17 protein-coding genes are annotated in these 20,403 nt (G+C 72.3%); 10 read left to right on the top strand and 7 right to left on the bottom strand.

The window, feature by feature from the left end; all coding sequences use genetic code 11:
• Nucleotides 1–236: 236 nt before the first annotated feature.
• From AB0L37_RS32625 to AB0L37_RS32615, 3 genes are all read left to right on the top strand, one after another.
• Nucleotides 237–1,349 (top strand): sialidase family protein, encoded by a 1,113-nt coding sequence (locus AB0L37_RS32625; RefSeq protein WP_365513652.1) that lies wholly within the window; start codon nucleotides 237–239, stop codon nucleotides 1,347–1,349.
• 13 nt (nucleotides 1,350–1,362) lie between these two features.
• Nucleotides 1,363–2,076: an NADPH-dependent F420 reductase gene (gene npdG / locus AB0L37_RS32620; protein ID WP_365513649.1), complete on the top strand. Its 714-nt coding sequence runs from the start codon at nucleotides 1,363–1,365 to the stop codon at nucleotides 2,074–2,076.
• 105 nt (nucleotides 2,077–2,181) lie between these two features.
• Nucleotides 2,182–2,382 (top strand): hypothetical protein, encoded by a 201-nt coding sequence (locus tag AB0L37_RS32615; protein ID WP_365513646.1) that lies wholly within the window; start codon nucleotides 2,182–2,184, stop codon nucleotides 2,380–2,382.
• Here AB0L37_RS32615 and AB0L37_RS32610 read toward each other — a convergent pair.
• Nucleotides 2,372–3,172 (bottom strand): site-2 protease family protein, encoded by an 801-nt coding sequence (locus tag AB0L37_RS32610; protein ID WP_365513643.1) that lies wholly within the window; start codon nucleotides 3,170–3,172, stop codon nucleotides 2,372–2,374. The two genes, AB0L37_RS32615 and AB0L37_RS32610, sit on opposite strands and share 11 nt — an antisense overlap.
• A 106-nt stretch (nucleotides 3,173–3,278) precedes the next feature.
• Here AB0L37_RS32610 and AB0L37_RS32605 point away from each other — a divergent pair, with 106 nt between their 5' ends.
• Together AB0L37_RS32605 and AB0L37_RS32600 are read left to right on the top strand one after the other, a co-directional pair.
• Complete coding sequence (locus tag AB0L37_RS32605) at nucleotides 3,279–3,806, top strand: DUF6578 domain-containing protein (RefSeq protein WP_365513640.1); 528 nt, start codon at nucleotides 3,279–3,281, stop codon at nucleotides 3,804–3,806.
• 4 nt (nucleotides 3,807–3,810) lie between these two features.
• Nucleotides 3,811–7,107: a BTAD domain-containing putative transcriptional regulator gene (locus tag AB0L37_RS32600; protein ID WP_365513638.1), complete on the top strand. Its 3,297-nt coding sequence runs from the start codon at nucleotides 3,811–3,813 to the stop codon at nucleotides 7,105–7,107.
• A gap of 51 nt (nucleotides 7,108–7,158) precedes the next feature.
• Here the strand turns inward: AB0L37_RS32600 and AB0L37_RS32595 are convergent, their stop codons facing one another.
• The 3 genes from AB0L37_RS32595 to panB form a co-directional block, all read right to left on the bottom strand.
• Nucleotides 7,159–7,992: an ABC transporter permease gene (locus AB0L37_RS32595; protein ID WP_365513636.1), complete on the bottom strand. Its 834-nt coding sequence runs from the start codon at nucleotides 7,990–7,992 to the stop codon at nucleotides 7,159–7,161.
• Nucleotides 7,989–9,011 (bottom strand): ATP-binding cassette domain-containing protein, encoded by a 1,023-nt coding sequence (locus AB0L37_RS32590; protein WP_365513633.1) that lies wholly within the window; start codon nucleotides 9,009–9,011, stop codon nucleotides 7,989–7,991. The genes AB0L37_RS32595 and AB0L37_RS32590 overlap by 4 nt, the downstream gene beginning before the upstream one ends.
• A gap of 583 nt (nucleotides 9,012–9,594) precedes the next feature.
• Nucleotides 9,595–10,488, bottom strand: a complete 894-nt coding sequence (gene panB / locus AB0L37_RS32585) for a 3-methyl-2-oxobutanoate hydroxymethyltransferase (RefSeq protein WP_365513630.1) — start codon at nucleotides 10,486–10,488, stop codon at nucleotides 9,595–9,597.
• A gap of 202 nt (nucleotides 10,489–10,690) precedes the next feature.
• Here panB and AB0L37_RS32580 point away from each other — a divergent pair, with 202 nt between their 5' ends.
• From AB0L37_RS32580 to AB0L37_RS32565, 4 genes are all read left to right on the top strand, one after another.
• Entirely contained in the window at nucleotides 10,691–12,286 is a 1,596-nt protein-coding gene (locus AB0L37_RS32580; protein ID WP_365513627.1) for a DHA2 family efflux MFS transporter permease subunit, read from the top strand.
• Nucleotides 12,287–12,474: 188 nt separating this feature from the next.
• Nucleotides 12,475–13,059, top strand: a complete 585-nt coding sequence (locus AB0L37_RS32575; protein ID WP_365513709.1) for a TetR/AcrR family transcriptional regulator C-terminal ligand-binding domain-containing protein — start codon at nucleotides 12,475–12,477, stop codon at nucleotides 13,057–13,059.
• 209 nt (nucleotides 13,060–13,268) lie between these two features.
• Entirely contained in the window at nucleotides 13,269–14,288 is a 1,020-nt protein-coding gene (locus AB0L37_RS32570; protein ID WP_365513624.1) for an endonuclease/exonuclease/phosphatase family protein, read from the top strand.
• 82 nt (nucleotides 14,289–14,370) lie between these two features.
• On the top strand, nucleotides 14,371–15,585 hold the full coding sequence (locus AB0L37_RS32565; protein ID WP_365513621.1) for an MFS transporter: 1,215 nt from the start codon (nucleotides 14,371–14,373) through the stop codon (nucleotides 15,583–15,585).
• Between the two features lie 40 nt (nucleotides 15,586–15,625).
• Here the strand turns inward: AB0L37_RS32565 and AB0L37_RS32560 are convergent, their stop codons facing one another.
• Both AB0L37_RS32560 and AB0L37_RS32555 read right to left on the bottom strand, forming a co-directional pair.
• Complete coding sequence (locus AB0L37_RS32560; protein WP_365513618.1) at nucleotides 15,626–17,242, bottom strand: multicopper oxidase family protein; 1,617 nt, start codon at nucleotides 17,240–17,242, stop codon at nucleotides 15,626–15,628.
• 103 nt (nucleotides 17,243–17,345) lie between these two features.
• Entirely contained in the window at nucleotides 17,346–17,777 is a 432-nt protein-coding gene (locus AB0L37_RS32555; protein WP_365513615.1) for a DUF6153 family protein, read from the bottom strand.
• Between the two features lie 70 nt (nucleotides 17,778–17,847).
• Between AB0L37_RS32555 and AB0L37_RS32550 the strand changes: the two genes are divergently transcribed.
• A complete protein-coding gene (locus AB0L37_RS32550; RefSeq protein ID WP_365513612.1) occupies nucleotides 17,848–19,305 on the top strand; it encodes an APC family permease in 1,458 nt (485 codons plus the stop codon).
• Here the strand turns inward: AB0L37_RS32550 and AB0L37_RS32545 are convergent.
• Nucleotides 19,295–20,341: a LacI family DNA-binding transcriptional regulator gene (locus AB0L37_RS32545; RefSeq protein ID WP_365513609.1), complete on the bottom strand. Its 1,047-nt coding sequence runs from the start codon at nucleotides 20,339–20,341 to the stop codon at nucleotides 19,295–19,297. The two genes, AB0L37_RS32550 and AB0L37_RS32545, sit on opposite strands and share 11 nt — an antisense overlap.
• Nucleotides 20,342–20,403: the final 62 nt, after the last annotated feature.

Raw genomic sequence — 20,403 nt, 5'->3', positions numbered from 1 at the left:
CTCTGTGCCGGCTCCTTCCCGGCCGGGCCGTCCGCCTCCCGCGAGTTCACCCGCCCCGCGATCGTGCGCGCCGCCTGGAACTCGCCGATGCCCGGCTCGCCGTACAGGACGAGCACCCCTGGGCCCCCGTACGACGGTGAGGTGCCGCCCGCTCCTGCCGCCATCGGGCGGGCCGAACGGCCCATAGGACAACCGAAGTTCACCGCAAGTTACCTTCAGCGGGAAGCATGGCGGGCATGTCCGTCACAGCAGAGCACCCGGCGACGCCCGAGACGTCCGTGCCGTTCCGCGCGGGGGAGAGCGGCTACGCCAGTTTCCGTATCCCCGCCGTCGTGCGCGCGCCCGACGGGACCCTCCTCGCCTTCTGCGAGGGCCGCAGGGCCTCCAGCGCGGACCACGGCGACATCGACATCGTGCTGCGCCGCTCCATCGACGGCGGCCGCACCTGGGGCCCGCTGCGCGTCGCCGTCGCCAACGGCGCGAACCTCGCGGGCAACCCCGCCCCCGTCGTCCTGCCCTCCGGCCGCGTCCTGCTCGTCCATGTCCGCAACGCGGCCGCCGCCACCGAGGACGCCATCCTCCGCGGCCGCGTCTCCGCCGCCGACGGCCGCCGCGTCTGGCTCACCCACAGCGACGACACCGGCCTCACCTGGTCCGCGGGGCGCGACCTCACCGCCCGTACGAAGAAGCCGGGTTGGCGCTGGTACGCGACCACGCCCGGCCACGCCCTGTACACCCGCGAGGGCCGCGTCGTCGTCCCCGCCAACCACTCCCTGCCGCCCACCGGGACCGACACCGGCACCGAGGCCAAGTACAACGGCGGCCACTGCCTGCTCAGTGACGACGACGGCGCGACCTGGCGCATCGGCTACGTCGACGACAACCCCGACGGCTACATCAACGCCAACGAGACCTGCGCCGCCCAACTCCCCGACGGACGCCTCTACTTCAACACCCGCAACGACTCCCCGTCGCCCGGCAACCGCGCCGACGCCTGCTCGGCCGACGGCGGCGCCCACCTCACCCGGCCCTTCCGCCCGCAGGCCGGCCTCACCGGACCCGTCGTCGAAGGCAGCCTGCTGCACCTCGGCGACCCCGACGTCCTCCTCTACTCCGGGCCCGCCGACCCGGCCGCCCGCGCCCTGATGACCGTCCGCCGCAGCCTCGACTCCGGCGTCACCTGGCAGCCCGCCCACACCGTCGACGGCCTGCCCGCCGCCTACTCCGACCTCGTCCGCGTCGACGACGGAACCGTCGGCCTGCTCTACGAGACCGGGGACTTCTCCCCGTACGAGACGATCACCTTCCGCCGGATCCCGGTGGCCGCGCTCACCGGCCCGTACGCATGAGTAGGGTCACAGCATGACTACCAGTGACAGCGCACCGACCGCCCCGAAGGCCCCCGCCAAGGACCCCTGGGACCTGCCCGACGTCTCCGGCCTCGTCGTCGGCGTCCTCGGTGGCACCGGACCCCAGGGCAAGGGCCTCGCCTACCGCTTCGCCCGCGCCGGCCAGAAGGTCGTCCTCGGCTCCCGCGCCGCCGAGCGCGCGCAGGCCGCAGCCGACGAACTGGGCCTCGGCATCGAGGGCGCCGACAACGCCGAGTGCGCCCGGCGCAGCGACATCGTGATCGTCGCCGTGCCGTGGGACGGCCACGGCGCCACCCTCGAAGCGCTGCGCGAGGACCTCGCGGGCAAGCTCGTCGTCGACTGCGTCAACCCGCTCGGCTTCGACAAGAAGGGCGCCTACGCCCTCAAGCCCGAAGAGGGCAGCGCCGCCGAACAGGCCGCCGCCCTGCTCCCCGACTCCCGCGTCACCGCTGCCTTCCACCACCTGTCGGCCGTGCTGCTCGCCGACCCGGAGGTCGAGGAGATCGACACCGACGTGATGGTCCTCGGCGAGTCCCGCGCCGACACGGACCTCGTGCAGGCCCTGGCCGCCCGTATCCCCGGCATGCGCGGCATCTTCGCGGGTCGCCTGCGCAACGCCCACCAGGTCGAGTCCCTGGTCGCCAACCTGATCTCGGTCAACCGCCGCTACAAGGCCCACGCGGGCCTGCGCGTCACGGACGTATAAGGGCGTATCGCCACGTACGGGTCGCGTTCAGGCGCGGACGGGGCATGGGGGACACTGGTCGGCGAACATCGCCGTGCCGTACGTGCCCGCATTGGAGCCGACCCCATGCCCCGCATCGCCCTCTTCGCCTTCCTCGTCTGCCTGCTCGCCGTCGCGGCGGCCGTGGTGTCGTTCGTCCAGGGCAGCTTCCTCGGGATCGTGTGGGTGCTGATCGCGGGGATCACGTCCAACATGACGTGGTTCTACGTGCGCAAGGCGAAGCTCGACAAGGCGGCGCGGGCGGAGAAGGCCGCGCCTACCGCGTGACGACCGGGATCTCCGGGGTGCCCTCCCAGAAGCGGTAGAAGCGCTGCCCCCAGTACGTGTCCCACTCAGTGACGCCCAGAGAGCGCAGCACCGCGTCGACCGCGTCGAAGAACCACTGGTTCACCTCCGGGATCCACAGCACCGCGAACACGGCGAGCAGCCCGAACGGCGCGAACGGCTCCACCTGCCGCTTGATCTTGTACGACAGCCAGGGCTCGAGCACCCCGTACCCGTCCAGGCCCGGCACCGGCAGGAAGTTCAGGATCGCCGCCGTCACCTGGAGCAGCGCCAGGAACGCCAGCGCGTAGCGGAACGTGTCCGGCACCCCGTCCAGCGCGTGCAGCCAGAACGGGGCCGTGCAGACCACCGCGAACAGCACGTTCGTCAGGGGCCCCGCCGCCGAGATCAGGCTGTGCTTCCAGCGGCCCTGGATCCGGCCGCGCTCGATGAAGACGGCGCCGCCGGGCAGACCGATGCCGCCCATGATCACGAAGATGACGGGGAGCACGATGCTGAGCAGCGCATGCGTGTACTTCAGCGGGTTCAGCGTGAGGTAGCCCTTCGCGCCGATGGAGATGTCACCGCTGTGCAGCGCCGTGCGCGCGTGCGCGTACTCGTGCAGACAGAGGGAGACGACCCACGCCGCCGTCACGAACAGGAACACGGCGAAGCCCGGCTGCGAGGCGTAGTCCGTCCACACCGCCCAGCCGGACACGGCCGTGATCGCGACGATGCCGAGGAAGACGGGGCTGATCCTGCTGTCGCCGCGACGGGATGTGGCGGTGGTCATGGGGTGGTGCTCCCGGGGTCGCTGGTCGTGTGGCGTCCCTGAAGGTACCCGCCACGCAGGACAAACGTGTCGCGGTACGGCGGGAGTTCCGGCCAAGGTGGACCCCGTGACCTTGTGGACCGTGTGGTACGAGAGCTGGCAGATGGAGTGCTGCGGGACGCCGTTCGCCGTGGGCGACGAGGTGGCGCTGCCGCTGATGATCACGCCGCGGGAGCAGGTCGGCGACGCGGCGGAGTGGGAGGAGTGGTTCAGCGTCGTCGAGGGGCCGGTGCGGCACGAGCGCGGGTTCCCCGTCGTGCGGGGCGCGGGCGGGCTCGACGCGGCGCTGCACGGGTCGCTGCGCACACCGCCGGAGCGGATCGCGCTGACCGGGCTGCTGAGCGTGGAGCTCCACACCGGGAAGTGGCCGCGGGCGGTGGGGCGGGTCACGGCCGTGCGGATCCTGAGCCGGGGGTACGCGCCCGTGGCCCCGGGCAGCACGACGTACTCGCCGGTGCCGGGCAAGCGGTGGCTGCGGGACGCGGACACCTGCCCGAAGTGGTTCTCCGACGAGAGCCGTGAGCGCCGGGACGACGGCGCCCTCGTCACCCTCGCGGTGCCCGGCGACCGCCCCGCGCCGGAGCGGGGACAATAGGCCCGTGCGCTACCGCATCCTCGGCACCACCCAAGCACTCCGCGACGACGGCACGGCCGTCCCGGCCGGCGGGGCGCGGCTGCGTGCCCTGCTCACGGTGCTCGCGCTGCGGCCCGGCCGGACCGTGCCGGTGAGCGTGCTCGTCGACGAGGTGTGGGGCGCCGAGCCGCCCGCCGACGCGGCCGGAGCACTGCAAGCCCTGGTGGGGCGGCTGCGGCGGGCGCTCGGGGCCGGTGCGATCGACTCCGTCGACGGCGGCTACCGGCTCGCGGCCGGCGCCGACGACGTCGACCTGTTCCGGTTCGAGCGGCTCACCGGCGACGGCGCCCGCGCCTTCGCCGACGGCAACCCGGGCAAGGCCGTCGACGTGCTCGACGACGCGCTCGCCCTGTGGCGCGGCCCCGTCCTCGCCGACCTGCCCGACCGGGTGGGGGAGGCCGCCCGCTGGGAGACCCGGCACCTGGACGCGCGGCGCACCCGGCTCGCGGCGCAGCTCGCGCTCGGCCGGTCCGACGAGGCGCTGCCCGAACTGACCGCGCTGTGCGACGCGCACCCCCTGGACGAGCCGCTCCAGGCCCTGCGCCTTCGCGCCCTGCGGGACGCGGGCCGGGCGGCCGAGGCCCTTGCGGCGTACGAGGAGATGCGCCGCGGGCTCGCGGACGCGCTCGGCACCGACCCCGGCCCCGAACTGCGGGCGCTGCACGGGGAGTTGCTCGCCCCGGCCGACAGGGCCCCGGCAGGCACCGCCCCCGCCCCCGAGCCCCGGACGGCGCCCGCGCCCGGCAATCTGCGGGCCCGCCTCACCTCCTTCGTCGGCCGCGCCGACGACATCGAGGCCCTGCGCGCCGAACTGGCCCGCGTCCGCCTGGTGACGCTGCTCGGACCCGGCGGCGCAGGCAAGACCCGGCTGTCGCAGGAGGCCGCCGAGGGCATGGCGGACAGCGTGCCCGACGGCGTGTGGCTCGCCGAACTCGCGCCCGTGGGCGACCCGGACGCCGTCCCGGAAGCCGTCGTCAGCGCGCTCGGCGCCCGCGAGACGGTGCTGCGCGGCGCCGGCGCGGAAGAGCTGCGCGTCGCCTCCGAGCGGCAGGGCGACGACCCCCTCGTCCGGCTCGTCGAGCACTGCGCGGGCCGCCGGATGCTGATCGTCCTCGACAACTGCGAGCACGTCATCGGCGCCGCCGCCGAACTCGCCGAACACCTCCTCGCGCACTGCCCCGGCGTCACCGTCCTCGCCACCAGCCGCGAACCCCTCGGCGTACCGGGGGAGTCGCTGTACCCGGTCGAGCCGCTGCCCGAGCCGCACGCGCTGCGGCTCTTCGGTGAGCGGGGCGCCGCCGTGCGGCCCGGGTTCACCGTCGACGAGAGCCCGGCGACCGCGGACGCCGCCGCCGAGATCTGCCGCCGCCTCGACGGCCTGCCGCTCGCCATCGAACTCGCCGCCGCCCGGCTGCGGATGCTCACCCCGCGCCAGATCGCCGACCGCCTCGACGACCGGTTCCGGCTGCTCACCTCCGGCGCCCGCACCGCCCTGCCGCGCCAGCAGACGCTGCGCGCCGTCGTCGACTGGTCCTGGGACCTGCTCGACGACCCCGAGCGCGCCGTCCTCGCCCGCCTCTCCGTGTTCAGCGGCGGCTGCGACCTCGCCGCGGCCGAAGCGGTGTGCGGGACCCAGGAGTTCGACGTCCTCGACGCGCTCGGCTCCCTCGTCGACAAGTCGCTCGTGGTCGCCGCCCCCGACGACGGCGACGCGACGATGCGCTACCGGCTCCTGGAGACCGTCGCCGAGTACGCGGGCGACCGGCTCGACGAGTCCGGCGACCGGGCCGCCGCCGAACGCGCGCACCTCACGTACTACCGCGAACTCGTGCGCACCACCGACCCGTTGCTCCGCGGACACCGGCAGCGGGCCGGCATCGCCCGTATCGAGCGCGACTACGAGAACGTACGCACCGCCCTGCGCCGCGCCGTCGCCACCGGAGACGAACAGGAGGGGCTCAGCCTCGTCCTGTCGCTGTGCTGGTTCTGGCACATGCGGGACCTGCGCACCGAAGCCCGCGTCTGGTCGCGGGAGGTCGCGGCGCTCGGCCCCGACCCGTTCGCCGGGCCGCCGCGCGTCGCCCCGCCGCTGCACCAGCGCTGCACCGACGTCCCGCCACCACTCACCGGCGACCTCCTCGAAGAGGCCCGGCGCGAGGTCCACCTGTCCCGACTGGCCTATATGGACCAGGAGTTGGACGTGTGGCAGTCGGAGGAGGGGCAGGCCACGCTGCGCGCCATCACCGAGGCCTACCGCCCCGACCTGCCGCAGGCCTGCCGCCCGCCGGGCAGCTTCTGGTACTTCGCCGTGATGATGTCCGGCCGCATCGACGAACTGCGCGATCTCGCCGACCTGACCGTACGCACCTGCCGTGACCTCGGTTACCGCTGGGAGCTCGCGCTCGTCCTGCAACTGCGGGCCAACGTCTCGGCCAACCGCACCGAATGGGCCGCCGACGGCCTCGCCGACGCCGACGAGGCGATCGCCCTCTTCGACGAACTCGGCGACGCCTGGGGTGTCGCCGAAGGGCTCTCCGCGCGCGGAGAGGCCTACGAGCGGCTCGGCCGGTTCCGGGACGCCGCGGCCGACTACCGCAGGGCCCAGGAGGTCGCCGAGGAGATGGGCGCCCACGCCCAGTTCGCGATCCTCCAGGTCAGGATCGCCCAGGTGCTGATCGAGGAGGGCGAGGGCGAGCGCGGCGAAGCGCTCCTGTGGGAGGTCCTCCAGCCGGCGAAGCGGCACACGAACGAAGCCTGGCCCGCCGCCCGGATGTTCCTCGTCGCCCATCTCTCCTTCACCGGCCGCACGGCCGAGGCCCGCGAGCAACTCGCCCTGCTGCGCGACGAGTTCAAGGTGATGGACTTCCTCTTCTTCCGGGGCATGACCACCGGCATGGAAGCCATGGTCGACGTCCTCGACGGGCTGCCCGACGACGCGCTGCGCCGCACCCGGACCGCCCTGGAGCTCTCCGGGGACCCGCTCTCCCTGGTGATCATGCCGCACCTGTCGGCGCTGCATCTGCTCGCCGGCGCCCGTGCGCTCCTGCTGCGCGCGGACCCCGGCGACGCGGAGACCGCGGCCCGGCTCATCGGCGCGTCCGACGCGTCCCTGCCCGTGTCGCACATCCGCAACTCCATGGAGCGCCGGTGGCGGGAACAGGCGGAGGCGGAGGCGCGCGCGCTCCTCGACGACTCCGCGTACGAGCGGGCCTACGCAGAGGGCGGTGACCTCTCCCTGGAGGAGGCCACCGCCCTGCTGTGAAGCGACGCTTACGACGATCCCGTATCTCCTGCGACGTCTCCCGCGACCGTGTCAGTTCTTCGTCGTGAACTTGCGGATCGCGATCGGCGCCATGATCGCGGTCAGTACCGCGGTCCAGCCGAGGGTCACCCACAGGTCGTGGGCGATCGGGCCGCCGGTCATCAGGCTGCGGCAGGTGTCGGCCAGCGACGAGATCGGGTTCCAGTCCGTGAAGGACTGGAGCCAGCCCGGCATCGACGCGGTCGGCGCGAAGATCGACGAGCCGAACTGCAACGGCATCATCACCAGGAAGCCCATGGCCTGCACGGCCTGCGCGCTCTTCATGGTCACGCCGAGCACCAGGAAGATCCACATCAGGGACGAGCCGAACAGCGCGGTCAGACCGATCGCGCCGAACAGACCGGCCCAGTTGGTGATGTCGAAGCCGACGAGCAGCGCGACGATCATCAGCACCGTCGTGGCGCACAGCAGCCGGAGCAGCTCCACGACGACCTTGGCGACAAGGACCGAACTGCGGCCGATGGGCAGGGACCGGAAGCGGTCCATGATGCCCTTCTGGAAGTCCTCGTTGAAGCCGGTGCCGACGCCCTGCGCGATGTTCATCGACATCATGGCGATCATGCCCGGGATCACGTACTGGACGTACGCGTCCTGGCCGCCGCCCATGGCGCTGCCGATGGAGCCGCCGAAGACGTACACGAAGAGCAGGGTGAAGATGATCGGCATCAGGATGGCGTCGAACATCGACTCCGGGTCCTGCTTGATCCACAGCAGGTTGCGGCGGATCAGCGCGCCCGTGTGACGCAGGTGGCCGCGCAGGCCGATCTTGGGGTCGGCGTCGACCTTGATGGTGGGCGCCGTGGCGGTCAGGGTTGCGGTACTCATACGGCGACCTCCTCGAGTTCGGGCCGCGCGTCCTGCGGGGCGGACGCCTTCTGGCCGGTGATGGACAGGAACACCTCGTCCAGGCTGGGCAGTTCGGTGGCGATCGAGCCGATCGTGATGCCGCGCGCGGTGACCGCGCCGACCACGGCGGTCAGCTGCTCGTCGCTCAGGATCGGGACGAGGACGGCGCCCGCCTCGGTGTCCACGGTGGACGTGGCGAGGCCGGTGATGCCCATGTCGTCCAGGGCGTTCGCCAGCGGGCGCAGCTCCATCGGGTCGGCCGGGCGGATCCGCAGGGTGCGGCCGCCGACCTTCGCCTTCAGCTCCTCGATGCCGCCGTTGGCGATGACCCGGCCGCGGTCGATGACGGTCAGCTCGTGGGCGAGCTGCTCGGCCTCTTCCATGTACTGGGTGGTCAGCAGGACGGTGACGCCGTCGCGCACCATGCTCTTCACCTCGTCCCACACCTCGTTACGGGTGCGGGGGTCGAGGCCGGTCGTCGGCTCGTCCAGGTACAGGACGTGCGGGCGGCCGATCATGGAGGCGGCGAGGTCGAGGCGGCGGCGCATACCGCCGGAGTACGTCTTCGCGGGGCGGGTCGCCGCGTCGGTGAGGGAGAAGCGCTCGAGCAGGGCGTCGGCCCGGGTGCGCGCCTCCTTCCTCGACAGGTCGAGCAGCCGGCCGATCATGTAGAGGTTCTCGCGGCCGGAGAGCTTCTCGTCGACCGAGGCGTACTGGCCGGTGAGGCCTATCACGCGGCGGAGCTGACGGGGCTGCCGCACGGCGTCGTAGCCGGCGACGATCGCCGTGCCGGCGTCGGGGGTGATCAGGGTGGACAGGCAGCGGACGAGGGTGGTCTTGCCGGCGCCGTTCGGACCGAGCACACCGAGGACGGTGCCCTCGTGCACGTCCAGGTCCACGCCGTCCAGCGCCTTGGTCGCGCCGTAGTGCTTGACCAGCCCCCGTACGGACACGGCCACGGGGCGGCCGCTCTCGGGGTTGTTGTCGATTCGCGTCATGCCAACAAGGTGACAGCCGCCACCGACAACTCACCGACAGCCCGCCGACAGCCCGACTGTCGGCGGGCTGTCGGCGACATATCGCCCAGGTGCGGGCCGTGGGGTGCCCCGGCCTTCGGCCGGGTGTCGTACCCACCCGCAGCCACCCGTGCGGATTCGGGTGTCGGGTGCGGGTTCTCCTGTGGAGCTTCTCGCCGTCGGCGGCTGCCGGGCCGTGGGTCGTTTCCCCGGCCTTCGGCCGGTTTCGTGGCCACCGGCCGCCACCCGTGTGGAGCTTCCCGCCGTCGGCTGTCGCGCGTCGTGGGTGTTCGCGGCCGGGTGCCGGTACCCGTCGGCGGCCGCCCGCGCGGACCGGGGTTCCCCGCCGTCGGCGGCCCCGGGCCCCGCTGACGGCGGCTGCCGCCCTCCCGCACCCGCCGACGGCGGGTCACCCCCCCCACGGGGAGGCCGCACCCGACAACCGAATCCGCACGGGTGGCTGCGGGTGGGCACCGGCGGCGTGCCAAGGCCGCAGCCCGTCGACGGGGGAAGATCGACGGGCTGCGTTGGTGCCGCTATGGCTTCAGGGGGCCTGCTGGGGGGCCTAGTGGACGGAGTGCTCCTCCAGAGGGAACGTTCCGCCGATGACGTCCTCCGCAAACGCCTTCGCCGCGTCGGACATGACGGACCGCAGATCCGCGTACTGCTTCACGAAGCGCGGCATCTTGCCCCCGGTCAGTCCGAGCGCGTCCGTCCAGACCAGGACCTGCGCGTCCGTCTCGGCCCCGGCCCCGATCCCGACCGTCGGGATGTGCAGCATCCGCGTGACCTCCGCGGCCAGCTCCGCCGGGACCAGTTCCAGGACGACCGCGAACGCGCCCGCGTCCTGGACCGCCTTCGCGTCGCGCAGCAGCTGCTGCGCAGCCTCTTCGCCGCGCCCCTGCACCCGGTAGCCCTGCGTGTTGACCGACTGCGGGGTCAGGCCGATGTGGGCCATGACCGGGATGCCCGCCTCGACGAGCAGCTTGATCTGGGCGTGCGAGCGCTCGCCGCCCTCCAGCTTGACCGCGCCGACCCCGGCCTCCTTCACCAGCCGCATCGCCGAGCGCAGCGCCTGGACGGGGCCCTCCTGGTACGAGCCGAAGGGCAGGTCGCCGACGATCAGGGCGCGGCTCGTGCCCCGCACGACCGCGGCGGAGAGCATCGTGAGCTGGTCCAGGGTGACCGGGACCGTGGTGTCGTAGCCGAGGTGGCAGTTGCCCGCCGAGTCGCCGACGAGCATCACGGGGATGCCGGCCTCGTCGAAGACCGACGCCGTCATCGCGTCGTACGCGGTCAGCATGGGCCACTTCTCGCCCCGCTCCTTGGCGAGGGAGATGTCCCGCACGGTGATGCGCCGGGTGCCCTTGCCTCCGTACAGCGCCTTGGGGTCGCGCCCCGTGCTGCCGTCGGTGGTGCTGTGGTCGCGGGCAGCCGAAAGCTCTGTGGGTTGCGTCATCGCAACGGCTCCTTCAATTCGTCTCGAGGCGCCCTGACGGCGTCCCCGGATCGCCTCCCATGGTGGCACCGCGTGTCGCCTTCGCGCCAGGCCCCCACCGGCGGACGCGTCACAGGGCACTCCGGTAAAGGCTCGGTAAGGCTTTGACCGTGACTTTCAATACGAGACGGGGCCGTATCGAAATGGGGCTAGGGTCGTAGGTATGACCACTCCTGCCGTTCCCGCGGCCCCCCGGATACCGGAGGCCGTGCATCGCCGTCGCTGGGCGATCCTCGCGGTGCTCATGCTGAGCCTGCTGATCGTCGTCCTCGACAACTCCATCCTGAACGTCGCGATCAAGACGATCTCGACCCCCGCGCCCACCGGCCTCGGTGCCACGCAGAGCGAGCTCGAGTGGGCCATCAACTCCTACACCCTCGTCTTCGCGGGTCTGCTGTTCACGGCCGGTCTGCTCGGTGACCGCCTCGGGCGCAAGAAGGTCCTCATCGGAGGACTCGTCTTCTTCGGGATCGGGTCGGCGCTCGCCGCCGAGTCCGGGTCCCCGGTGCAGCTCATCGCGTTCCGCGCCGTCATGGGACTGGGCGCCGCCTTCGTCATGCCGGCCACGCTCGCCGTCCTCATGAACGTCTTCGAGCGCGAGGAGCAGCCGAAGGCCATCGGCATCTGGGCCGGCGGCGTCGGCCTCGCCATCGCCATCGGGCCGATCACCGGCGGTCTGCTGCTCGACCACTTCTGGTGGGGCTCGGTCTTCCTGGTGAACGTGCCGATCGTGATCCTCGCCGTGATCCTGATGATCGTGCTCGTGCCCGACTCCAAGGACCCGAAGCCGGGCCGCATCGACCTGGTCGGCGTCGGCCTGTCCATCGTCGGTCTCGTGCTGCTCGTCTACGGGATCATCAAGGGCGGTGACGAGGGCGACTTCACCAGCGCCCAGGTGCTGGCCACCATCGCCGCGGGGCTCGTCGTGCTCGTCGCGTTCGTCGTGTACGAGAAGCGCAGCGACCACCCGTCGATCGACATCGACTACTTCAAGAACAAGGTGTTCTCGGCCGCGATCGCCGCCATCGCGCTCGTCTTCTTCGCGCTGATGGGCGTCACCTTCTTCTCGGTCTTCTACACGCAGAGCGTGCGCGGGTACACGCCGTTGCAGACCGGCGCCCTGATGCTGCCGCTCGCCGCGGCCCAGCTGATCTTCGCGCCGCGCGCCCGGCTCGTCGTCGACAGGTTCGGGGTGCGCGCGACGACCACCGGCGGTCTGGTGCTGCTCGCGGGCATGCTCGCCGCGTTCACCGTCCTTGAGGCCGACACGCCGATCTGGCTCATGGAAGTGATGTTCTTCCTGATGGGTACGGGCATGGCGCACGTCATGACACCGACCAGCGTCGTCATCATGCAGGCCCTGCCGCGCGAGAAGGCCGGCTCGGCGTCCGCGCTGAGCAACACGTTCCGCCAGGTCGGCGGCGCGCTCGGCATCGCCGTGCTCGGCTCCGTGCTCTCCACCGCGTACCGCAGCGGCATCGAGGACAAGCTGAGCCTGCTGCCCGCCGGGCTGCGCGACACCGCGGGCGGCTCCATCGAGGCCACCCTGGGCGTCGCCGAGAAGCTCGGCCCCAAGGGGCAGGCCCTGGTCGGGCCGGCCAACGACGCGTTCCTGCACGCCATGCACGTCACCGCCCTGTGCGGTGCGGGCGTCGCGCTGATCAGCGCCGTCGTGACCGCCCTGTTCCTGCCGGGGAAGGTCCCGGCCACGCCCACCGAGCAGCGCGGTGAGCCCGAGAAGGTGGGTGCCGGGGGCTGATCCTCGGAGGCGACGTCGTACTCATGGGGGAGCGGCGCTGAGACAATCGCCCCGGAACCCGGCCGGAGGGTCGGGTTCCGGGGCGCAGGCGGAAGGCGGAGGCGGACGTGGACACGGGACGGACCGAGCGGCAGGCGCGGCAGCGGAGCGGCGGGGTCCCGAACGGCAGGACGCGTCCGGCCGGGATCATGGCGCCGGTCCGCGGCAGGCCCCGCAGCGAGGCCGTGGAGCAGGCCATCGTCGAGGGCGTCATCCAGCTCCTGGAGGACGGTGTGCCGCTCACCGAGCTGTCCATCGAGCGCATCGCCCGCACCGCCGGCGTCGGCAAGGCCACCATCTACCGGCGCTGGAGCGGCAAGGAGGAGCTCTTCGTCGACGTGGTCGCCTCCATCGAGGAACCCGAGCCCGACCTGCCCGGCACGTCCATGCGCGACGATCTGATCCGGCTTCTTGAGCACATGCGCAGACGCGGCCTGAACCTGCGCGCCTCGGCCCTGCTGCACAACGTGTTCGCGCAGATGAAGACCCTGCCGCGGCTCTGGGACGCGTACCACGAGGTCGTCGTCGAGCCGCGCCGGCGCGCTCTGTACGACGTGCTGCGGCGCGGTATCGCCGAGGGCGAGCTGCCGGCGGACACGGACGTCGAGTTCGCCGGCGACCTGTTCACCGGGCCGATGCTGCTGCGCACCGTCATGCGCTCCGACGCGCCGCTCGCCGACGACCTCTCCGAGCGCATCGTCGACGCCGTCCTCGCGGGTCTGACCGCCCGCTGAGCCACGGCCCGTATGTGCGGGTTTCGTCACAGAGGCCCCCGGGACCGCCGTGTCCGGAACTTCGAACACCGGATCACTCGTCCTCGTGGCCGTACGGACGTCACGTACCCGGCAGGCCGCGGGCGTGACGGAACAGATCGCCGCTGTTCATCGCCTAGGGTCAACAGGGCGAGAACGGCGGGCACGGCAGGCAGTGAGGCGACGACGGTATGGCGCAGGCGTACGGCAGCTCGGACGGCCACGACTCCGGATCCACCGGACCTGGCGCGCGACTGCGGCGCCTGGGACACCGGCTGCGGAGCGACCGCGGCTACTGGCGCCGCGGCATCGTCCTCGCGGCCCTCGCGGTGCTGCTCGCCCTGGTCATGCTGCTGCACGCGCAGATCCCCAACACCGTCGGCAACCTCGGCTCCCTGACCGAGACGTTCCTGCCGTGGCTCGGCCTGTTCGTCCCGGTGCTGCTCGTCCTCGGCTTCGTGCGGAAGTCGGCGACCGCCGTGATCGCGGTGCTGCTCCCGGCGATCGTCTGGCTCAACCTCTTCGGCGGTCTGCTCACCGACAAGCAGCACTCCGGCGGCGACCTCACCGTCGCCACCCACAACGTGAACGCGGACAACGCCGACCCGGCCGGCACCGCCGAGGCCCTCGCCGCGTCCGGCGCGCAGGTCCTCGCCCTCGAGGAGCTGACGGGCGAGGCGCTGCCCACGTACGAGAAGGCGCTCGCGGACGCCTACCCGTACCACTCGGTGCAGGGCACGGTCGGGCTGTGGAGCAAGTACCGGCTGACCGACACCCGGCCCGTCGACATCAAGCTGGGCTGGACGCGGGCCATGCGCTCGACCGTCACGACGCCCGAGGGCGCGGTCGCGGTGTACGTGGCGCACATGCCGTCGGTGCGGGTGAAGCTCGACTCCGGGTTCACCGCGAGCCAGCGCGACAAGAGCGCGGACGCGCTCGGCGAGGCCATCGCCGACGAGCGGCTCGGCAAGGTCATCCTGCTCGGCGACCTGAACGGCACGATGAACGACCGCGCGCTGAACGCCGTCACGTCCCAGATGCGCTCCACGCAGGGCGCGGCGGGCAGCGGCTTCGGGTTCAGCTGGCCGGCCGCGTTCCCGATGGCCCGCATCGACCAGATCATGGTCAGGGGCGTCGAGCCGGCCTCGTCGTGGACGCTGCCGGAGACCGGGAGCGACCACCTGCCGATCGCGGCGCGCGTCGAGGTGTGACGCGGGAATACGTGGTGCACGCGACTTTGTTCCGCCCGTAAACTTACGGAACCGCTCACCCCCTTCCTTTGGACGCTCCCTCATGCCCCTCGCCCTGCTCGCACTCGCCGTAGGCGCATTCGGCATCGGCACGACCGAGTTCGTGATGATGGGCCTGCTGCCCGACGTCGCGAGCGACCTCGGCATCTCCATCCCCACCGCCGGACACCTCGTCTCCGCGTACGCGCTCGGCGTCGTCATCGGCGCCCCGCTGCTCGCCGCCGTCACCGCGCGCATGCCGCGCCGCCGCGTCCTGATCGGGCTCATGGTCCTGTTCGTCGTCGGCAACGCCGTCTCGGCCGCGGCCCCCGACTACCACTGGCTGCTCGTCGCCCGCTTCGTCAGCGGGCTGCCGCACGGCGCGTTCTTCGGCGTCGGCGCGGTCGTCGCCACCTCCCTGGTCGCGCCCGAGCGCAAGGCCCGTTCGGTGTCGCTGATGTTCCTCGGTCTGACCGTCGCCAACATCATCGGCGTGCCCGTCGCCACCGCCATGGGCCAGCAGCTCGGCTGGCGCGCCACGTTCCTCGCGGTCAGCGCCATCGGCCTCGCCGCGATCGGCTCCCTACTCGCGCTGGTCCCCGCCGACCACGGACACGGCACGGCGGTGGGCGTACGGGACGAGTTGCGCGCCCTGCGCCCGCTCCCGGTCTGGCTCGCCCTCGGCACGACCGTCGCGGGCTTCGGCGCGCTCTTCGCGGCGTACAGCTACATCACGCCGATGCTCACGGATGCGGCCGGCTTCGCCGCGTCCGGCGTCACGCTGCTGCTCGCCCTCTTCGGCGTCGGCGCCACGATCGGCAACCTCCTGGGCGGCCGCCTCGCCGACCACTCCCTGCGCGGCACCCTCTTCGGCGGCCTGATCTCGCTCGGCGCCGTCCTCGCGCTCTTCCCGCTCCTCATGCGGACGGAGTGGAGCGCGCCGCTCGCGGTGCTGCTGCTGGGCCTGACGGCGTTCGTCACCGGCTCCCCGCTCCAGCTGATGGTGATGGAGAAGGCGGCCGCGGCCCCCTCCCTCGCCTCCTCCGCGAACCAGGCGGCCTTCAACCTGGCCAACGCGGGCGGCGCCTGGATCGGCGGCCTCGCCCTCGCGGCGGGCTTCGGCGTGACGTCCCCGGCGCTCGCGGGCGCGGCCCTCGCCGTCCTCGGCCTGGCCGTCGCGGCGGCCTCGTACGGGGTGGACCGCCGCCGGGGGCAGCGCGGCACCGGCCGGCTCGTCGCCGCGCACGCCCCCGCGGAGCCGGAGCTCGCGCACCGCTGAGGGCGGGCGGCCCGGGTGCGCGACCCGGGCCGCCCCCGGCTCAGGCCTTGTATCCGAGGACCGTCATCATGCCCGCCTCCGAGTGGTAGACGTTGTGGCAGTGGACCATCCACAGGCCCGGGTTGTCCGCGTCGAAGTCGACCGTCAGGGTGCCGTTCGGCAGGACGACCGCGGTGTCCTTGCGGGGGCCGCCGACCACGTTCGCCAGGGAGAACGTGTGGCCGTGCAGGTGGACCGGGTGCCACATCGACGTGGAGTTGGCGAAGACGAGGCGGACGCGTTCGCCCGCCTCGACCGGGTGGCGCTGGTCCGCCGTGTACGGCTTCTTGTCGAAGGCCCAGTCGTACGCGGCCATGCCGCCGGTGAGCTGGAGCCGGACCGTGCGGTCCGGCTCGCGCGGCGCGAGGGCCACCTCGTCGGCCGCCTTGAGCCGGTCCGCCGTGAGCAGGCGGCCGTCCAGCTCCTCGGGGCGGGTCGTGGCCGTCGGGGCCGCCCCGGAACCCGTGCGCAGGACCGCGAGCGCCGACGCCTTCTTGCCCTCCGCGAGCGCCGTCAGCGGGAAGACGCCGTCGCCCGCCGTGACCAGCACGTCGTAGCGCTCGCCCATGCCGAGCAGGAGCGCGTCCGTCGTCGCGTGCCGCACCGGGAAGCCGTCCGTGTGCGTCACCGTCATGGTGTGGCCGCCGAGCGCGACGCGGAACGCCGTGTCGCCGCCCGCGTTGATGAACCGGATCCGGACGCGGTCCCCGGGACGGGCCTCGAACGACGAAGGAGCCTTCGGCGTGCGGCCGTTGACCAGGTAGTACGGGTACTTCACGTCGCCCGCGTCGCCGCCGAGCAGGTCGCTGGTCGCACCCATCATCATGCGGGAGGGGCCCGACACGGACGGCGACGCCGACGGGGACTCCTCGGTCTTCATCGACATGCCGCTCATCCCTGACATGTCGTGGCCTGCGTGGTCCATGCCCGGCATGCCCGCCCGCAGCTCCTTCAGGACCGCGTCCGGCGTCGAACCGTCCACCCCGTCGACCCAGTCGTCGAGGACGACGACCCACTCCTTGTCGTAGGAGAGCGGCTCCTTCGGGTCCTCGACGATCAGCGGCGCGTACAGGCCGCGGTCCTGCTGCGTGCCCGAGTGCGGGTGGAACCAGTACGTGCCCGGGTGCGTGACCGCGAAGCGGTACGTGAAGTCGGCGCCGGGCGCGATCGGCTTCTGGGTGAGGCCGGGGACGCCGTCCATGTCGTTGCGCAGTGCGATGCCGTGCCAGTGCAGGGACGTCGCCTCGCGCAGATGGTTCGCGAGGGTGAGGGAGAGGGTGTCGCCGGCGGTGACGCGAACTTCCTTGCCGGGCAGTTCGCCGCCGTACGACCAGGAGGTGACCGTACGACCGCCCAGGTCGAGCGGGGCCGCGGCCGCCGTGAGCTTGACCGTGCGGACCGGGCCCGCGCCGCGCTTCTTCTCGGCGGCGGCGACTTCCTTGCCGGCCGGGTCGACGTAGCCGGCCGGTGCCGCGCCCGCCGAGCCGTGACCGCCGTGCCCGGAGCCCGGGCCGTCGCCGGAGCACGCGGCGAGGACTCCCGTGCCCGCCGCGGCGATCGAGGCCGCGAGGACGGTGCGGCGCGTGGGGGAACCAGAGATGTGGGGTGTGTTGCGCATGGCTGAGATGCACCTCGATGTCGGTGTCGTGCGGAGTGCAGACGAACTCATCTGCCGCCCGCGCGCAGCGAGAAACGCAGCGCGAAGCGGCCGGTGCGCAGGTCTAGATTCGCAGAACCGACAGTCGGGACAACAGAGTTCGGGGCGGGGGAGGGTTCGGGCGGTGCGCGTACGTCAGGCCGCGCGGCGCCGGGCGGAGCGCGCCCGCCGCCGTCAGCGGTCGCAGCACCGCCGCCGTCAGCAACAGCAGCGTGAACGAGCCGAGCACCGCCAGGCAGACGCTCAGCGGATCCATGCCGCCGTGCCCGTTCCCGTTCTCGTGCCCGCCGCCGGGCATCTCGTGCTCGTGCGCCGCCGGAGCCGGGGAGACCGGGTGCATCGGCGCCGCGTGCGTCATCCCCGTACGCATCTCCGTATCCGCATGCGAAGACGTCGGATGCCCCAGCGTGTGCATCCCCACGATCCCGAGCAGCAGCGCCACGAACAGCAGCAGCCGTCCGCGGCGGGTGCCGCCCTTCGCCGGGGGAGTCGTCATGGCGAGCACCCTACCCCCACCCGGTATGCGACGACATGCGCACCCGGGGGCCTGAGCCGATCATGACCCCATGACGACTACGGACAAAACGGAGCAGGGTGACGCGGTCGCCGGTGACGACGGAAACCGGCGGCAGTTCATCTCGTGGGTGACGCTCGGCCTGATGACCACGGCCTCCGTGGCGAGCCTGCGCCCCTCGCCCACGATGGCGATCTACGGCCTCGCCGCGATCTTCCTGTATCTGCTTCCGGCCCTCGTCTTCCTGCTGCCCACCGCCCTCGTCGGCGCCGAACTGGCCTCCGGCTGGACCGGCGGCATCTACCGCTGGGTCAGCGAGGCGCTCGGCAAACCGCTCGGCTTCGTCGCCGTGTGGTGCCAGTTCGCGATGACCATCGCCTACTACCCGAGCCTGCTCGCCTACGTCGCGTCCACGTTCGCGTACGTCATCCATCCGAGCCTCGCCGAGAACGGCCTGTACGTCGCCATCTGCATCGTCGTCATCTACTGGACCGGGGTGTGGGTCAGCTCGCGCGGCACCAAGACCGTCGCCGGACTCTCCTCGCTCGGGCTGATCATCGGCACGCTCGTCCCGGGCGTCGTCCTCGTCGTCCTCGGCATCGCCTTCCTCGGACAGGGCAACCCGTCGGCCGCGCCGATGACCGCCGGCCACTGGCTGCCGCCGTGGACGGGCCTGGCCAGCCTCGTCCTCATCGTCAACAACTTCCTGTCCTACGCGGGCATGGAGATGAACGGCGTCCACGTGTCGTCGCTGCGCAACCCGCGCGGCGAGTACCCGCGCTCGGTCTTCCTCGCCACCGGCCTCGTCCTGCTGATCTTCATCCTCCCGGCGCTCGCCATCAGCTGGGTCATGCCGTCCGAGGAACTCAGCCTGACCGCCGGTCTGATGCAGGCCTTCCAGGCGTTCTTCGACCACTTCCATGTCGGCTGGATGACGAAGATCGTCGGCATCATGCTGGTCTGCGCGGCGCTCGGCGGCATGCTGACCTGGCTCGCCGGACCCGCCAAGGGGCTCGTGCTGCTCTCCCGGCAGGAGGGCTATCTGCCGCCGGTCCTGCAGAAGTTCAACAAGCACGGCGTCCCGCAGAACGTGATGATCGCCCAGGGCGTCCTGACCACGCTCATCGGCATCCTGTACGCGTTCAGCGACGACGTCTCCAGCCAGTACTGGATGTTCTCCGTCATCACCATCCAGATCTACCTGGTCGCCTACCTGCTGATGTTCATCGCCGTCGTACGGCTGCGGAAGACGCAGCCCGACGCGCCGCGCGGGTTCGTCGTGCCCGCGGTCACGCTCGTCGCGGGCGTCGGGTTCGTGGCCTCGGTGCTCGCGCTGGTCATCGGGTTCGTGCCGCCGGACCAGTACGACACCGGGCCGCTGTGGCGCTACCTGCTCATCGTCGGCGGCGGCCTGCTGCTGATCGGCATCGCGGCCCCCGCCGCCTTCCTCAAGTTCCGCAAGCCGAGCTGGATCCATCCCGACCACCGGGACCCCGTCATCACGGAGTGAGACGCCGCACGCTGTCGCGGACCACGATGTGGGTGCCGAGGACCTGGCGGCGCTGCCCGGTGCGGCTCGTGCCGCCGAGGGCCAGGCGGACCGCGGTGCGGCCCAGTTCCTCGCCTGGGATGTGGACCGTCGTCAGGCCCGGGGTGATGTCGGCGGCGACCGGGTCGTCGTTGTAGCCGACCACCGAGATGTCCTCGGGCACCCGCAGGCCGTACTCGGCGAGCACCTTGATCGCGGCGGCGGCCACCCGGTCGTCGCCCGCGAACACCGCCGTGAAGTCCGGCTTGCCGTCGCACTTGTCGAGCAGGTCGCGCATCGCCTCGTAACCGTGGTGCTGCCCGAAACCGATGCCGTGCAGCAGCGCGTCGGACGCCGGCACGCCGTGGTCCTTCAGAGCCCGCAGATAGCCGCGGACCCGGGCCTCGCCGGTCGTGTTGCCCGGCTGGTAGCCGATCATCGCGATCCTGCGGTGGCCCGCGCCGAGCAGATGGCTGGTGACGGCGTGCGCGCCCGCCTCGTTGTCGTACTCCACGACGACCGCCGGCACGTCGGGCGCGGGCGCGGGCCGCCCGCACAGCACAAGCCGGGAACCCGCCGCCGCGAGCGACTGCGCGTACTGCGCCATCCGCTCCCGGTACTCCGCGTCCTCGACGACGCCGCCCACCAGGACGACGGCCTCCGTGGCCTGCTCGCGCATCATCTGTACGAGGGCCAGCTCGCGCTCCGGATCGGCGCCGGTCGACGCGACGAGGGTGAACCGGTCGTGCTGCGCCGCCTCCCGCTCGACGCCCTGCGCGACGGCCGCGTAGAACGAGCTGACGACGTCCAGCATCAGGACCGCGATGGTCTTGCGGCCCGCGCCCGCGAGCGCCCGCGCGTGCGCGTTGGCCACGTAGTCCAGGTCCTTGGCCGCGCGCAGCACCTTGGCGCGCGAGGCCGCCGAGGTCGGGTACGTGCCCGCGAGGACCCGGGACACGGTCGCCACCGACACCCCGGCGCGCGCCGCCACGTCACGGATCGTCGCCCGCTCGCCCACTGTGTCTCCTTCTGAGGTCCCCTGGTGCGGGCCGCCCGTCAGGGCGCCCCGCACCATCATCG

Source organism: Streptomyces sp. NPDC052225 (assembly GCF_040679615.1).
Classification (GTDB): Bacteria; Actinomycetota; Actinomycetes; order Streptomycetales; family Streptomycetaceae; genus Streptomyces.
The sequence above is the reverse complement of the archived record's forward strand: the minus strand, read 5'-3'. Positions and strand labels throughout refer to the sequence as shown.

Bases quoted from the DNA above. Each gene is read 5' to 3' on its own strand.
- AB0L37_RS32610 (WP_365513643.1), bottom strand. From the start codon at position 3,172: ATGACCACCGCCACATCCCGTCGCGGCGACAGCAGGATCAGCCCCGTC.
- AB0L37_RS32560 (WP_365513618.1), bottom strand. From the start codon at position 17,242: ATGCGCAACACACCCCACATCTCTGGTTCCCCCACGCGCCGCACCGTC.
- AB0L37_RS32590 (WP_365513633.1), bottom strand. From the start codon at position 9,011: ATGACGCGAATCGACAACAACCCCGAGAGCGGCCGCCCCGTGGCCGTG.
- AB0L37_RS32595 (WP_365513636.1), bottom strand. From the start codon at position 7,992: ATGAGTACCGCAACCCTGACCGCCACGGCGCCCACCATCAAGGTCGAC.
- AB0L37_RS32625 (WP_365513652.1), top strand. From the start codon at position 237: ATGTCCGTCACAGCAGAGCACCCGGCGACGCCCGAGACGTCCGTGCCG.
- AB0L37_RS32580 (WP_365513627.1), top strand. From the start codon at position 10,691: ATGACCACTCCTGCCGTTCCCGCGGCCCCCCGGATACCGGAGGCCGTG.
- AB0L37_RS32550 (WP_365513612.1), top strand. From the start codon at position 17,848: ATGACGACTACGGACAAAACGGAGCAGGGTGACGCGGTCGCCGGTGAC.
- AB0L37_RS32570 (WP_365513624.1), top strand. From the start codon at position 13,269: ATGGCGCAGGCGTACGGCAGCTCGGACGGCCACGACTCCGGATCCACC.
- AB0L37_RS32615 (WP_365513646.1), top strand. From the start codon at position 2,182: ATGCCCCGCATCGCCCTCTTCGCCTTCCTCGTCTGCCTGCTCGCCGTC.
- AB0L37_RS32565 (WP_365513621.1), top strand. From the start codon at position 14,371: ATGCCCCTCGCCCTGCTCGCACTCGCCGTAGGCGCATTCGGCATCGGC.
- AB0L37_RS32555 (WP_365513615.1), bottom strand. From the start codon at position 17,777: ATGACGACTCCCCCGGCGAAGGGCGGCACCCGCCGCGGACGGCTGCTG.
- npdG (WP_365513649.1), top strand. From the start codon at position 1,363: ATGACTACCAGTGACAGCGCACCGACCGCCCCGAAGGCCCCCGCCAAG.
- panB (WP_365513630.1), bottom strand. From the start codon at position 10,488: ATGACGCAACCCACAGAGCTTTCGGCTGCCCGCGACCACAGCACCACC.
- AB0L37_RS32575 (WP_365513709.1), top strand. From the start codon at position 12,475: ATGGCGCCGGTCCGCGGCAGGCCCCGCAGCGAGGCCGTGGAGCAGGCC.